The sequence below is a fragment of the Salirhabdus sp. Marseille-P4669 genome, assembly GCF_900240405.1.
Classification (GTDB): Bacteria; Bacillota; Bacilli; order Bacillales; family Alkalibacillaceae; genus OEQK01.
The window spans coordinates 445,445-459,711 of sequence record NZ_OEQK01000001.1; the positions used below are offsets into that span (position 1 = coordinate 445,445).

12 protein-coding genes are annotated in these 14,267 nt (G+C 36.4%); 8 read left to right on the plus strand and 4 right to left on the minus strand.

Annotated elements, in window-relative coordinates:
• Window positions 1-205 precede the first annotated feature (205 nt).
• From C1A05_RS01970 to C1A05_RS01980, 3 genes are all read left to right on the plus strand, one after another.
• Window positions 206-1,339 carry an acyltransferase family protein gene (locus C1A05_RS01970; RefSeq protein ID WP_159461968.1) on the plus strand — a complete coding sequence of 378 codons (1,134 nt, stop codon included), beginning with the start codon at window positions 206-208 and terminating at the stop codon, window positions 1,337-1,339.
• A 518-nt stretch (window positions 1,340-1,857) separates the two neighbouring features.
• Window positions 1,858-2,064: a hypothetical protein gene (locus tag C1A05_RS01975; RefSeq protein WP_102026490.1), complete on the plus strand. Its 207-nt coding sequence runs from the start codon at window positions 1,858-1,860 to the stop codon at window positions 2,062-2,064.
• 74 nt (window positions 2,065-2,138) lie between these two features.
• Entirely contained in the window at window positions 2,139-5,369 is a 3,231-nt protein-coding gene (locus tag C1A05_RS01980; RefSeq protein ID WP_145997278.1) for an immune inhibitor A domain-containing protein, read from the plus strand.
• 33 nt (window positions 5,370-5,402) lie between these two features.
• Here C1A05_RS01980 and C1A05_RS01985 read toward each other — a convergent pair whose 3' ends face one another.
• Both C1A05_RS01985 and C1A05_RS01990 read right to left on the minus strand, forming a co-directional pair.
• On the minus strand, window positions 5,403-6,104 hold the full coding sequence (locus C1A05_RS01985; protein ID WP_159461969.1) for a BsuPI-related putative proteinase inhibitor: 702 nt from the start codon (window positions 6,102-6,104) through the stop codon (window positions 5,403-5,405).
• A 153-nt stretch (window positions 6,105-6,257) separates the two neighbouring features.
• Window positions 6,258-6,812, minus strand: coding sequence for an FxLYD domain-containing protein (locus C1A05_RS01990; protein WP_145997279.1), 555 nt, complete (start codon window positions 6,810-6,812; stop codon window positions 6,258-6,260).
• Between the two features lie 227 nt (window positions 6,813-7,039).
• Here C1A05_RS01990 and C1A05_RS01995 point away from each other — a divergent pair, with 227 nt between their 5' ends.
• The 3 genes from C1A05_RS01995 to C1A05_RS02005 all read left to right on the plus strand — a co-directional run bounded on the left by C1A05_RS01995 (window position 7,040) and on the right by C1A05_RS02005 (window position 11,639).
• A complete protein-coding gene (locus C1A05_RS01995) occupies window positions 7,040-7,663 on the plus strand; it encodes a hypothetical protein (protein WP_102026493.1) in 624 nt (207 codons plus the stop codon).
• A 107-nt stretch (window positions 7,664-7,770) separates the two neighbouring features.
• Window positions 7,771-7,950 (plus strand): hypothetical protein, encoded by a 180-nt coding sequence (locus C1A05_RS02000; protein ID WP_102026494.1) that lies wholly within the window; start codon window positions 7,771-7,773, stop codon window positions 7,948-7,950.
• Between the two features lie 380 nt (window positions 7,951-8,330).
• Window positions 8,331-11,639 (plus strand): immune inhibitor A domain-containing protein, encoded by a 3,309-nt coding sequence (locus C1A05_RS02005; protein WP_102026495.1) that lies wholly within the window; start codon window positions 8,331-8,333, stop codon window positions 11,637-11,639.
• A gap of 75 nt (window positions 11,640-11,714) precedes the next feature.
• On the opposite strand, the gene C1A05_RS02010 is transcribed toward C1A05_RS02005, so the two are convergent.
• Together C1A05_RS02010 and C1A05_RS02015 are read right to left on the minus strand one after the other, a co-directional pair.
• Window positions 11,715-12,155: a BsuPI-related putative proteinase inhibitor gene (locus C1A05_RS02010; protein WP_159461970.1), complete on the minus strand. Its 441-nt coding sequence runs from the start codon at window positions 12,153-12,155 to the stop codon at window positions 11,715-11,717.
• 96 nt (window positions 12,156-12,251) lie between these two features.
• Window positions 12,252-12,563, minus strand: a complete 312-nt coding sequence (locus C1A05_RS02015) for a helix-turn-helix domain-containing protein (protein WP_102026714.1) — start codon at window positions 12,561-12,563, stop codon at window positions 12,252-12,254.
• Window positions 12,564-12,845: 282 nt separating this feature from the next.
• On the opposite strand from C1A05_RS02015, the gene C1A05_RS02020 reads away from it, so the two are divergent.
• Together C1A05_RS02020 and C1A05_RS02025 are read left to right on the plus strand one after the other, a co-directional pair.
• Window positions 12,846-13,478, plus strand: a complete 633-nt coding sequence (locus C1A05_RS02020; RefSeq protein ID WP_102026497.1) for a CalY family protein — start codon at window positions 12,846-12,848, stop codon at window positions 13,476-13,478.
• A gap of 97 nt (window positions 13,479-13,575) precedes the next feature.
• Entirely contained in the window at window positions 13,576-14,136 is a 561-nt protein-coding gene (locus tag C1A05_RS02025; protein ID WP_102026498.1) for a TasA family protein, read from the plus strand.
• Window positions 14,137-14,267: the final 131 nt, after the last annotated feature.

Below are 14,267 nucleotides of genomic sequence, written 5' to 3' on the forward strand. Positions count from 1 at the left end.
TCTCCCTCAAAAAAATGTGTATAATATATATGTTCTGATATGGTCACCCTATTTTAGAGAAATAAAACATCTTTCGAAAGTTTTTAATCTCTGATAGTATTTAGATTTATTTTCTAAAATTTTATCTTAATTATAGTACCCTCATCAAAATAAAAGTTATGCTATAATACTAAAGTTAATAAATTCAAACTTGCAGGTGACATCATTGAAGAAAATTTACTACCTAGAAGGATTTAGAGGATTAGCTGCTTTTATAGTTGTGATAGCACACTACATGCAATTTTACTTTTATGATCCTTTATTTAAAAATCCTAATACGTCCTTAGAAATTATTATAAGTAAAACACCATTAAACTTATTTTACAATGGAAATTTTGCTGTATTCTCCTTTTTTGTTTTAAGTGGATACGTATTAAGTATCAAGTTTTTCCGGGATAGAAAACTCGAAACGATCCAAGCAAGTGCATCTAAAAGGTATATCAGACTAGCCATACCTGTTTTGTCTTCAGTGATCATTGCATATGTATTATTAGTAACTAACTCCTATGAATTATTTTCACAATATACAGGAGACATGCGCTATGATGATATGAGTCATAACTTATTTGTTATGATAAAAACCGCATTATTTGACATTTTCTTTGATTATTCAAATGCTTATATCGGTGTATTATGGACAATGACATATGAATTATTTGGTTCATTTTTGATATTTTCATTTTTATCATTATTTGGCATAAATCCTAAAAGGTATATTGCATATATGTTTTTAATAGTTTTGTTCTGGGATAGTTACTTTCTCGCTTTTATTTTGGGGATGCTATTAAGTGATTTATATAACTCTGATTTGGAAATTAAGACCAAAACAAAACCAATAGCTACTTTATTGATTTTTATAATAGGTTTACTTTTAGGGTCTTATCCTTATGGGAATACAACTGGAACCATATATAACTTTTTAAACTTTAGTTTTTTAAATGTTGAATACAGAGCATTTTTTCACATATTAGGTGCCTTTTTTATAATTATTGCAATTTTGAATTCTAAAATATTGCAGAAAGTATTTTCTAAAAGAATATTTATTTATTTGGGGAAGGTTTCGTTTCCGCTGTACCTTGTACACTTTCCAATATTACATTCTTTATCATTCTTTATATTTGATTTAGTGAGAAGGCATTATTCATATCACATTAGCTTTACTATGGCGTTTATTGTTTCTATTATTGTTACTTTTATTATAGCTCACTTATTTTCAGTATATATAGATGAAAAAGCTGTAAAGGTTTCTAATTACTTTTATAAGCATTTTTTTAGGTCCAGGAAAGAAACGAAGATGTAAGATTTTACAATATTAATTTTAATGTTGTATATTAAACAGGACCAAAAAATGACTAATAATAAAATAGACATAAAGATAATTCAAATTAATTGAAGTAGATCAAGAAGCATTAGTTATCGAATTGCTATGTGATAACCCACTTGAATTATATAAAGAGTTTATTTCCGAATAATGTGTAGAGACTAGCAAAAATGCTAGTCTCTATTTCATTAGAAAAATGTATAATTGTATTTAAAGGTTGGGATAGGCTGAGCTTTTGTTTTAGATTTACTTTATCACACTAATGAAATAACAAACTAAACCAGTCGAAATATACACCTTATTGACAATTTTTAGAATATTTCTTGATTTATTGTAAAATAAAGGATTATAATAATTAAACCTACTCATCTTTTACATAGACAAATAGGAGAATGGTAGATATAGGAAAATAGTAATGAAATGATAGAATGGGATGGGTTTTAAGGGGGGCGTTAGAATTCCATCGCGAATGACTAAGTAAAGGGGAGATAGGGTTAATGGTTAATTGGAAAAAAACCTTAGGAACGTCCGTCCTGTCAGCAGGACTGCTATTTAGTTCCTATGCACCAATGATTAGTACAAGTACTGATGTAACAATAAGTGCAAAAACAACAACCGCAACCAATGAGGTGGCGTTTCCATTTGAAAGCGAACACTTTAGTGGGCCTTTTGATGTGGCGTTGTTAACTTTGAGAAGTTACTAGATTCCTTAATTAAACAAGGGGTTATTAGCAGTAATGCTACACCTGCTGAGCAACGTCAGCAAGTACAAAGCTATTTGAAAAAGCGTCAAGCAAACGCTGAAGAATTAGCGGTTGATGATCAAAACGAAAAAGAAGCACGTGCAGAATTGCAGCAGGCAGCTGAATTAGAGCGAAAAGAAGCTGTTTCACCTGAACATGCTGGTGATGGATGGGCTGGTCAGGTTACTACAGATGAGATTCTTGTTTTACTAATTGAATTCCCAGACTATGAATCTGGTAATATTACAGCAGAGGATAACCCGGTTTTATTATATGATAATTATCCTAAAGAACATTATGAAAATATGGTGTTTGGTGATAAGTCCTACATTGGACCAGATGGGCAAGAATTAATATCAATGAAAGAGTTTTATGAACAGCAATCTGGTGGAAGCTATACCATTGATGGTGCTGTATCAGATTGGTATGTAGCAGAACAACCAGCAGCATATTATGGTGCTAACGATGCTGGTGGTAATGATATTCGTCCTCGTGAGTTAGTGAAAGAAGCGTTAGTACACGCAGCTCAAGACCCGAATATTGACTTAAGTGAATTTGATAAAGAAGATATTATGGATTTAGATGGAGATGGAAACTATCGTGAACCAGATGGTATTATTGACCATTTAATGATTGTTCATGCTGGTACTGGTGAAGAAGCAGGTGGCGGTAGTGTTGGGGCAGATGCAATTTGGTCTCATAGCTGGTCATTAGAAGAAGCTCCATTTGTTATTCCGAACACGCAAGGTTTAGCAGATATCGGATACTGGGGTGATGATACAGACGGAGATGGTAAGGCAGATACTGCATCTTTGGCTGCGTTTGACTATACTATCCAACCAGAAGATGGTGCAACTGGTGTGTTTGCACATGAATACGGTCATGACTTAGGCCTACCTGATGAATACGATTCTATTTATTCTGGCTTAGGTGCACCTACTGGTTACTGGACACTAATGGCTTCTGGAAGCTGGGCTGGTGAAATTCATGGGACAGAACCAACTGGATTTAGTCCGGATAATAAACTAGACCTACAAAAAAGAATACCAGGTTCCAACTGGTTTGAACCAGTAGAGTTCAATTTAGAAGACTTACAAGGAACCTCTAAAACTATTGTGTTAGATCAAGCAAGTATTAAAAGTACAAATTCAGATGCAGTTAAGATAAACTTACCGGATAAAGAAACGGTAGTAACACAGCCTACAAGTGGTACATATCAATATTTTGGTGGTAATTCGAATAACGCTAAGACGACTTTATCTACTACTGTTGACTTAACCAATGCTACAACGAGTGAGTTTACATTTAATGCAAATTATGAAATTGAAGAGCATTGGGATTATGCAGCTGTTGAAGTTAATGATGGCTCGGGATGGATAACGATTCCTGGTAACATTACAACTGTTGAAAGTCCAAATGGGCAAAATCCAGGTAATGGCATAACTGGTTCTTCTAATGGCTGGTTTGAGGCATCCTTTGATTTAAGTTCATTTGCTGGAAAAGAAATTGAACTTGCCATTGTATACTATACTGACCCATATGTAAGTATGGCTGGCCTCTATGTTGATGATCTTGCTGTTACTATTGATGGAGAAGCGGTTATTACAGACGATGCAGAATCAGAGAATGACGCTTTTGTCAAAAACGGATTTACAAAATCAGATGGTATTGTTACTACTCCTCATTATTATTTAGTAGAGTGGAGAAACTGGACTGCTGCGGATAAAGCATTAGGAACTACTACTCGTGGGGATGGAACAGTATTAACACATGATCCTGGTATGGTTGTTTGGTATGTAGATGATTACTATACAGATAACTGGACAGGAGATCACCCTGGTGATGGATTTGTTGGAGTAGTGGATGCTCATCAAGAAGCGATGGTGTGGTCTGATGGGGCTGTTGCTGGATCTCAATATCAGATTCAAGACGCAGCATTCTCCTTGAGTGCAACGGATGAAACGTATTTAGATTACTCGGCTCAAGGTTATGACTTATCATTAGCTGGACAACCTGCAGTAGCAACTTTTGATGATTCAAGAGATTACAGTAATCCAGGTGCTCCAGATGCTGGGCGTAATGTACCGAAATATGGTTTGAAGATTCACGTTGTTGAACAAGCGGATGATATGTCTACCGGAACGATTGTGCTACATGTTGGTGATGAAAATACTGTAGAATTAAATGATCTTGAGAATAATGTATATTCTTCTAAAGAAGGATTTAATGAAGTGCATGTGACTGGACATGTTCATAAAGATGGTAGTGGGGAAGCTTTAACTGTCACTTATGAAATATGGAATAGCAAAGGTGAAATAATTGAAACTTCTACAGAAACACTGTTAGGTCTTGTGCAATCCTTGGATAAGACCTTTACAATCACAGATGAATTTGTATCTGGAGACTATACATTGAATGTTAGTGTAAAAGGCGAAAGTGGTACAGTTTCTTCATCTGCTTTAGCTTTTAGCGTAGATCATGAACCACCAGTAGTAGTAGTGGATACTGGTAATGACAATGAAGGCAATGATAACGAAACTGCTGCAGCTACAAAAGCTGTATCTCTAACGGTATCAATCGAAGAAGCAGATCCTAACACTTTGGAATACCTATGGTCACAAAGTCCGAATCCACTAAATGACTCTTCTTTAACGAGATTAAAAGCAAGTAGTATATCAGAGTGGAAATCGTTCAATAATGGGGATACATTAACTCTAAAAGGTGTAGAAGGTACATGGTATTTACATGTTCGTGCGAAGGACTTTGTTGGGAATCCAATTGAATTTACATCAGATCCATATACTCTAGATAATACCGCACCTATTATTGAACTAACTGGGGATAACCCATTTATAGTAAAAGTAGGAAATGCATATAAGGAACCTGGATATACTGCTACGGACAATCTAGATGGTAATCTCACCAACAATGTGGTAATGGTGAGTAATGTAGACACAAATAAAGTTGGTCAGTATAACGTAACATATAGTGTTTCAGATGCAGCGGGTAATAAGGCTGAGATTACACGTACAATCAAAGTAGTCGAAGAATCTGTACTTGAAGAAGATGAAAATTCCACAGATGGTCAGCAAGATGATGGTGATTCAACTACGGATAGTGGAAACGAATCTGAAACGGGCGGAAATCTTCCGAATACTGCAACAAATGCTTATAATTGGATAATCTTTGGAGCGTTGATATTAGTATTAGGAGCAGCACTTATGGTAATTCAACGAAGAGGAACTGTAACTACTTCCAAACATTAATAGAACAGAGGCTAGCAAGTGCTAGCCTCTGTTTTATTTCACTATAAAACTAATGCTTGTCTTTGGTTGCATCTCTTTAGCTGTAAGGACAAACATCACATGGTATTTTCCTTTAGGAAGATCGTTGATGGTCACTTCATAATCTAAAGATCCTCCTGGCTTTACCGGCTCCTCCCCAGCTAAGCTTGTGAACTTTTTTGATTTGGAGTATTGACTCACTACATTTCCATCATCATCTTTCACAATGTACTCGTAACGTTGAGAGCTATCAAAATGGAAAGTAAACATGTTATCCATTTGATTTTTCACTTTAAAATGTAAAACGGTATTATTACCTTTCACGGTGTAATCAATGGTAGGGACAAATCTTTCTTCTTTACTTAATGTTGTTGTAGTCGTTGTTAGTTTTCCATCATTATTTCTAGGTGGGGTCTTTGTCTGGGCTGTACCTTCGTTTTCAATTCCCTCATTTCCAGTGCTTTCTGCTGAATCCTCATCTGGTTCGATGACATTAGTTGATGCAGTTGTTTGATTGCCTTCACTTTCTTCTATAGTTGTGCTGTCCTCTGATGAAATACTTTCTTGTTCTACAGTAGTTTCTTCTGTGTTCTCTGTTGTGTCCATTGAAGTTTGGTTCTTTACTTCTCTAGACTCTTCAATGGATTCCTTTGAATCTGTACCGCATCCAGCAATAAAAATCAATACAACGAGTAGATTAAAAACTCTTTTGAACATGTACGACATCCTTTTTATTTTTATAGACGTTCTTCCTTCCATAAAGTTACACTTGTGTAGTAGATTGGATTCTGTTTTTATAACTATTCTGAAGATATTTTTAATTTAGAAGGGTGAAAAGAAAAATAGTGGACCTCTATTGGGCCCATCTATTTATTCATAAATATAATAATCAATTACCTCTACCGTAACTTCCTCAATTCGAACATCATCGGTCACATATGCATAAAACTTTGTGCGACCATCCGGAACGAGAATATCTGCATCTGCGAAGGTTGTCGTAGAATCAATCACATTTCCATCCACATCGGTGAAGGTAGCCAATAACTCTACTAACTCCAAGGAATACTCAGACCCATTATAAAGTTCGCCTTCTACAACAGCGTCTGCGTATTCATCTGCATAAAAGTCTGTAATCGTTACTTCGACTGCAATATCCTGAGCAATCTCGTTACTTACATTCTCATAGCTTATGCTGCCTGAGTAAGCCGATTCTAGTTCTGCGTTTAGGAAGTCTATTTCTTCATAAGCTAAAGCGAGTTCTTCTTCTAGGTCAGCACTAGCAGTAGATGCTTCCAATTCTTTAATCTCCGCATTTTTGTCTTCCACCATCGTTCGTAATTCTTCGATTGTTTCATCCTTCTCTTCCACTTCATTCTTTAGATCTGCGATTTGAGTTTCTAATTCTTGTGTATTACATCCAACCAAAAATAAGATCATTAGTATAAATAGAATGATGGCTTTCTTAATGATAAACGCCCCCTAGTCGAATTATGTAATCTAATTGTAACAATTATATCATGTTTCTACTAAAATGAAGCTAGATTTATAGCGCTATACTAGAAGTTTTGTCGCCTTTTGCCTTCTTTCGTCAAGTCTATTCTTTTTCCTATCCGCCGATACTATAATAGACTCTTAAAGGAGGCATTAGGACGATGAGATATGTATTTTTTGTAGCGGTCTTATCTATATGTTTATCTTTTGCATTAGGTAATAACGGTAGTGCAGTAGAAATAAAGCAAGCAAGTTTTCTATCTGAGCGTGAACTAAATGTCGCACATAAAGAAACGTTTGAAATAAATAATAAAGGGTCGCAGGACGAAGAGGATTCAACACCAAAGATTACCCCATCAGTACAACCACAAGAACCACAAATACTCCCAACAGCGAATCTACAGCAAGAGGAAGAATCAACTGTTACCCTAGAACAACTCCAGTCCAATCTACATATTGGAATGACCCGAGATCAGTTAAGATCATTTTTAGATACCCCTAATGAAATTGGCTTCAGTGCAATGGATGGTAAGGAAGTATGGCGATATGATTTTGTGCACACGGAAGGGTATGTCTTTGAAGAGACGCCAGAATTTAAAGAAATGGCCATCGTGGATACAGTTGATATGGATGGATTAAAGAACAATCACCTAGACATGCAGCTTTTCATAAACTGGAGCGAAGACACCGTTTCGCATATTGTTGTGTACTATAATAATGATGAATCTGTCTATGAATATCGTGTATTTGAGAATGGAGAAGTCCGCGATAGGAAAGTTTCATAACAAAAAACAAATATTTACATTTCAACTGGGACATGATACTATTATGTCTAAATATATCAAAATATGAAACTGAATATCGAGGAAATACATGGAAAAGAGTGAATGCAATGCAAGACAGCAAAAATAAGTACCGTGATATAAAACACGTACTTATCAATGCTTACCAAAAAGGTAATGATCAGTCCGCAGAGCTTGACGAAATAATGGCTGGATTAAGACATGATTTAAAGGAATATTTTAACTATAGCAATTTGCAACAAAATTCAGTAAGTAAAAAAGCACAATAAATTTAAGGCGCCCGTTCTATTGGGCGCTTTTTATTTTGATTTTTTGAATAGGTAGAAAAGATGAATTCCCCTGTGTGGGTTAATACTTAAAATGCTCCGATTCTTTCATTAAATATGCTTTCCCAACCTAGTTCCTTCTTCCTTTTTCGACATTGTCCCTAAAAACAAACACTACTTTTGTCTAGTTTTGTAATTATTAGGAATATTCAAAATATTTAATTGATTTTTGGAAAAATATAGGCGTATAATTTAACAGAAACTACTTTTCTTAATCAAGAATAGTAGAGAAAAATAAGGATTCATGATGGGATGTTGAGAATAAAAGGGGGTAACGTTGAATTCCATCATAATTTGTTACGAAAGAGAGGGGAAATTGTATAATGGTTAATTGGAAAAAGGCAGCTGGGGTAACAGCGCTATCAACGAGTATTCTATTTAGTTCCTTTGCCCCGATGTTTGGAGTTAAGTCTGTTCCAACAGTATCAGCGGAGTCTACGGCAGAAATAGATTCTACTATTCTACCATTTGCAGGTCAACATCATAGTGGCCCTTTTGACATCGGTATGGTAAATGAAGAAAAGGTGCTAGAAGCATTAGTGAAAGAAGGAGTAATAAATGGGGATCTTTCACTAGACAAACAGTACGATGCGTTGCGTGACTATTTAACAAAACGAGCAATGAATGCAAAAGATCTAGCTCTTGATGAGAAAGAACTTTATAAGCTACGTGAAGGTGCTCAGAAGCAAAAGGGGATTGACCCTGAATCTGCAGCATCTATGACGCTAGCCGGTGATTTATCCGAGAGCAACTGGTCTGGAGATGTTCGTACAGACAAAGCGCTTGTACTTTTAATTGAATTCCCTGATTATCAACACAATAGTATTACAGAAGAAGAGGGTCCGGTATTACTATATGATGATTTCTCTTCCAAGCATTATGAGAACATGATTTTTAATGAAGACGGCTATGTTGGACCAAATGGGGAAGACTTTATGTCGTTAAATGAATTTTATATCGAGCAATCCGGTGGAAGCTATAAAGTAGAGGGACAAGCATCAAAATGGTATATGGCTGAAGAGGGCTATGCATATTATGGTGCCAATGATCCGCAACCAGATGGAAATGATGCGAATCCTGGCGACTTAATTAAAGAAGCATTAATTCAAGCTGCACAAGATCCTGATATTAATCTAGCTGAATATGACCAGCTAGACCCAATGGATATTAATGGAGATGGAAACATACTTGAGCCAGACGGTATTATTGATAATTTAATGGTAGTACATGCTGGTATTGGGGAAGAAGCTGGTGGTGGCTCTTTAGGTGGAGATGCTATTTGGTCTCATAAATCTTCTATTTTTACGCAAGAAGGTACAGAATTAAAGCCTTGGGTAATTCCTGGAACAGATTTATCTGCTTCCAATTATATGATTATGCCTGAGGATGGAGCTGCTGGTGTTTTTGCTCATGAATATGGTCATGGATTAGGTCTTCCAGATGAGTATGATTCCCAGTATACTGCTTTAGGATCTACTACTGGTAACTGGTCTATTATGTCTGGTGGTAGCTGGAATGGAATCGTTCCTGGTACAGAGCCAGTAGGTTTTAGTGCATATGCCAAAGAATATTTGCAAGATACAATGCCAGGATCTAACTGGTTCAAAGATGTGGAATATTCTTTAGAGGAAATCCAAGCAGCTGGCGGTGTTGAAGTCGTTCTAGACCAAGCTAGTGTTAAAGGCGAAAATGCCGATGCTGTTAAGATTTCACTTCCTGATAAAGTTACAACCTTGACCACTCCGGAAGAAGGGGAATTTGCCTTTTACGGTGGTAAAGGGAATGAGATAGATAATGAAATGGTAGCAACGATTGATCTTAGTGATGCTACCGAGTCTGTAACGCTCGACTATGACGTATGGTTTGATATTGAGTATGCTTGGGATTATGCATTTGTACAAGTATCTGAAGATGGCGGAGAAAGTTGGCAATCCTTGTCCACTCCTAATACTACTGATGAGGTAGATCCTTCCGCATATCCTTCCATTCCAGTAAATGTACCTGGTTATACAGGGAATAGTGAAGGTTGGATTCACGAAACTGTTGATTTAACTGCATATGCTGGAAAGGAAATTCAATTAAAGTTCCGTTATATTACAGACTGGGCTTCAACATTAGAAGGGATTTTCGTTGATGATGTTCGTGTAACAGCTGACGGTAATGAAGTATTTGCTGATGGAGCTGAAGGTTCAGAAGGCTTTGCTTTAGATGGATTTGTAGCAGATACAGGAACGAAAACAACTGCTCATTACTATTTATTAGAATGGAGAAACTATACAGGATCAGACACAGCACTTCAGCATGCTGGATTTGGTGCTAATGTATATGCATATGATCCGGGTCTGGTTATCTGGTATGTAGATGAAAAGTATGATGATAACTGGGTAGCAAACCATCCAGGTGAAGGTTTTTTGAATGTTGTAGATGCACATCGATATTTAGCTTTATGGCATGATATGGATCCAAATGATGAAACTGACTTTGGTCCAGAGGATAATCCTGCTGGTTATGTAGTAGATGCAGAATTCCAAATTGCTGATGCAGCATATTCTTTAAATGAAACAACTGCAAAAGAAATTGATCTTTCTTATCTTCCTATAGATGGAAGAGCTACTTCTTTGGATTCGTTACAGGCTGCTTCAAAATTTGATGATTCCGAGAACTTCTTATTATATGATTCCGTCTTTGGTCCGGATACAATCGAGTACCCTTATGTAGGTACAATGGTTCCTCATTACGGATTAAAAATCCATGTTGTAGACCAAGCGGAAGATATGTCTACGGGTACAGTTATGTTCCACATAGGTGACCAAACAGAGACAGATGCTTCTCTAGTTGAACTTGAAAGAGGCGTTTATTCTGCACAAGAAGGTACGAATGAAGTAGTTGTATCTGGGACTCTTCATAATGACTCTGCTGATAGCTTCGATGTTACAATAGATGTCACAGATAGTGAAGGTAACGTGATAGATACTGTTGCAGAACAATATGAAGGTTCCGCAAGATCGTTTGAAAAAGTAATCACTGTTACAGAAGATTATAATTCTGGTGACTACACTGTTGTTGTGTCTGTAAACGATGTAGAAGTTGGTACATTAGCATTTAGTGTAGATAACACTGCTCCTGTTATTGAAGTTCTAGGTGACAACCCACTTGAAGTAGAAGTTGGATCACAGTTTGAAGACCCAGGCGTGACCGCTACAGATAACGTAGATGGAGATGTAACTTCAAGCGTTGTTACGGTTAGTGATGTTGATGTGGACACAGTGGGCGAGTACACAGTTACTTACTCCGTTGTGGACTCATTAGGCAATGAGGCTGTTGCTACTAGAACTGTTAATGTTGTTGATTCAACACCAGACAATGGTGATGGTGACAACGGTGACGATGAAGGTACAGGTGACGAGGACGAAGGAGATACAGATAACGGAGAAGGTGCTACAGATGACGAAGATGATAACGGAACTGGTGCGGACAATGATAAAGGTACAGGTGAAGAAAAAGGAGGAAACCTTCCTGACACTGCTACGAACCTTTATAACTGGTTGCTAGCTGGAGGCTTCTTGTTGGCAGCTGGTGCTGTATTGCTTTACATTCAAAGAAAACGTAAAGTAGCTCCTCAAGAGCAGTAAGAATTAAAAAGGCATGTAGCGTCTGCTACATGTCTTTTTTATGTAATAGAACTCGGATAAAAATTCCACAAATAATCAGCTCACCTCAAAAGATATAGACTCCTTCACCTGCAACTCCTTCGCCATCAAAATAAACAACATTCGATATTTACCAGCTGGCAAGTCATCCAACGTTACCTCATAATGAAGCGATCCACCAGGCTTTACTGGAGTTTCTGTTGGTATTTTCGAAAAGGTCATGATTTTCGAATATTGTTGTACAATTTTCCCCTGTTCGTCAAATAGAATATAGTCAAATTGTTGATGTGTATCAAAGTGAAATGTAAAGGGATGGCCCGATTTATTTTTAATGATGAAGTGCGCATTTACATCTTGATTGTCTATCGTATACTCAATTTCAGGCTCGAATTTGTCAGCTATTGTGAATGTAACTGAAGAAGAAGCTTGAACAACCAATTCATATCCCGTTAACATAAGTACAGAAGAGAGGAAACCTACCATTATAAATTTAACCATCATAAACTCCTTTGATTTCTTAATCGGGTTTATGATATCCAGAATTACATCGTTTCATTAATATATGTATATAACAAGGTAAGGTTAGAGTCCGTTTTATTTCTTTGACAATCGCACAAACCGAATAAAACTCTTAAACTCCTCCTTCGATATCCCCATCTGAATTGCTTCCTGAATTAATTCCTTCCACTCTCTATCAATATGAAAACGCTCCGAACTTTCCATTAATTCCTCTACCCTAATTTCCAATGATTCTGCAATCTTCACAAGGAACTGTAGGGACGGGTTTGTTTGAATACCTCTTTCAATGCTGCTAATATAGGACTTCGCAACTCCTGATCTTTCCGCTAATTCTGATATCGTAAAATTCATTAATTCTCTCTGTTTTCTAATCCTCTCCCCAATCATCATTTACCACAACCTTTTATTGTTATGTATTCATTATAAAGAACAAATAATACTCAATAAAGTTTAAAATTGAAAGAAAAAAGAAGGTAGAGGGAGAAAAGTATGCCTAATTTGTTCTTTATAGTGAAATTTGGTTCTTTTTGGTGTTTCCAAAAACGAACAAAACGGTATATACTCTTTTTGTGAGTTCTTTAAAGAGAACAAATAACGAACGATTTTGTCTCTTACCAAAGTAGGAGTTCAAAATAAATAAAAAAAATCATTTTGAGGAGGAAACAAAAGATGGGAATGAAGAAGAAGCTTGGATTAGGAATCGCTTCAGCAGCACTTGGTTTATCTTTAGTAGCAGGAGGTACATACGCATATTTTAACGACGTAGAAGAAACGAATAATACGTTCGCAGCGGGTACGTTAGATCTTTCGGTAGATCCAACTACAATTGTTGATGTAGGTAACTTAAAGCCTGGGGATACAATCGTACGTGAATTCGTATTAGCAAACGATGGTAGCCTAGATATTTCTTCTGTTGAACTGTTAACAGATTATATTGTAAATGATGCTAAAGGTGACAATACAGATGACTTTGGTAAACATATTAAAGTTCTATTCCTAGAAAATGCAGATAAAACTGGTGCTGGATGGGTAATTGGTGACTATAATGATGTTATTTCTGAAACTACTCTTTATGACCTACAACATATGACTCCAGATGGGGTTGAGAATGTACAAAGCTGGATCACTTGGTTCTTTGGTCTAAACGGTGAAGATAGCGGATTACCAGCTGGTACTAGTGACCAAATGTACGTAGCTTTTGAATTCGTTGACAATGGTCAAGATCAAAACGAATTCCAAGGTGATGCTTTAGAACTAACTTGGACTTTCGATGCCAAGCAAACTGAAGGCGAATTAAGATAATAAGAAATTAGAGGGGGAGCAGTCCCCCTCTATAAATGTAATTAATCATCAAAATGACTATAACATTTACCTAGAAATAATTAGGGAGGTATCATTCATGAATCTTAAAAAGAAAGTTTGGACTGGATTACTAACAGCTACATTAGGCATTAGCCTAATCAGTGGTGGTACATATGCATATTTTAATGACGTGGAAGAGACAAACAATAACTTTGAAGCGGGTACGCTAGATTTACGATTAGATGCGGATTCGGCGATTGATTTGAACTTTTCAGTAGAAAATATTAAGCCAGGGGACAAAATGTATCGACAAGTACAATTTCATAATGAAGGGTCCCTGGATATTCAAGATGTGACGCTAAATACAAATTATACCGTAAATGATGCGAAAGAGGATAATTACGGAGAAGATTTCGCAGATCACATCCTAGTTACGATTTACGAGCCAAGAACGTCACCAATTGTACAAAATGTCCCTTTAAGTGAGCTTGACGGTACAGTATTAGCCGAGAATGGAATTGCACCTGGAGGGCGCACTATTTACACACTTAAGTACGAATTTAAAGACAATGGTCAATCACAAAACCAATTCCAAGGAGATTCCATTGATTTAAATGTAACGTATACAGCTAACCAAGAAGAAGGAACGTCAAGATAAATTCTCCAATAAGGGAGATGCATTCTCCCTTATCTCTTTTCTTATATACATTCATAAACACAAAACATAACCTTTTGTGTTTACGAATATATATAAATGTTCTTATTAAAGAATATTTAATTCTTATTAAC

Coding starts and splice junctions, on each gene's coding strand:
- C1A05_RS01985 (WP_159461969.1), bottom strand. CDS start 6,104: ATGTTCAAAAGAGTTTTTAATCTACTCGTTGTATTGATTTTTATTGCT.
- C1A05_RS02000 (WP_102026494.1), top strand. CDS start 7,771: ATGCAAGACAGCAAAAATAAGTACCGTGATATAAAACACGTACTTATC.
- C1A05_RS02015 (WP_102026714.1), bottom strand. CDS start 12,563: ATGATTGGGGAGAGGATTAGAAAACAGAGAGAATTAATGAATTTTACG.
- C1A05_RS02005 (WP_102026495.1), top strand. CDS start 8,331: ATGGTTAATTGGAAAAAGGCAGCTGGGGTAACAGCGCTATCAACGAGT.
- C1A05_RS02010 (WP_159461970.1), bottom strand. CDS start 12,155: ATGGTTAAATTTATAATGGTAGGTTTCCTCTCTTCTGTACTTATGTTA.
- C1A05_RS01975 (WP_102026490.1), top strand. CDS start 1,858: ATGGTTAATTGGAAAAAAACCTTAGGAACGTCCGTCCTGTCAGCAGGA.
- C1A05_RS02020 (WP_102026497.1), top strand. CDS start 12,846: ATGGGAATGAAGAAGAAGCTTGGATTAGGAATCGCTTCAGCAGCACTT.
- C1A05_RS02025 (WP_102026498.1), top strand. CDS start 13,576: ATGAATCTTAAAAAGAAAGTTTGGACTGGATTACTAACAGCTACATTA.
- C1A05_RS01995 (WP_102026493.1), top strand. CDS start 7,040: ATGAGATATGTATTTTTTGTAGCGGTCTTATCTATATGTTTATCTTTT.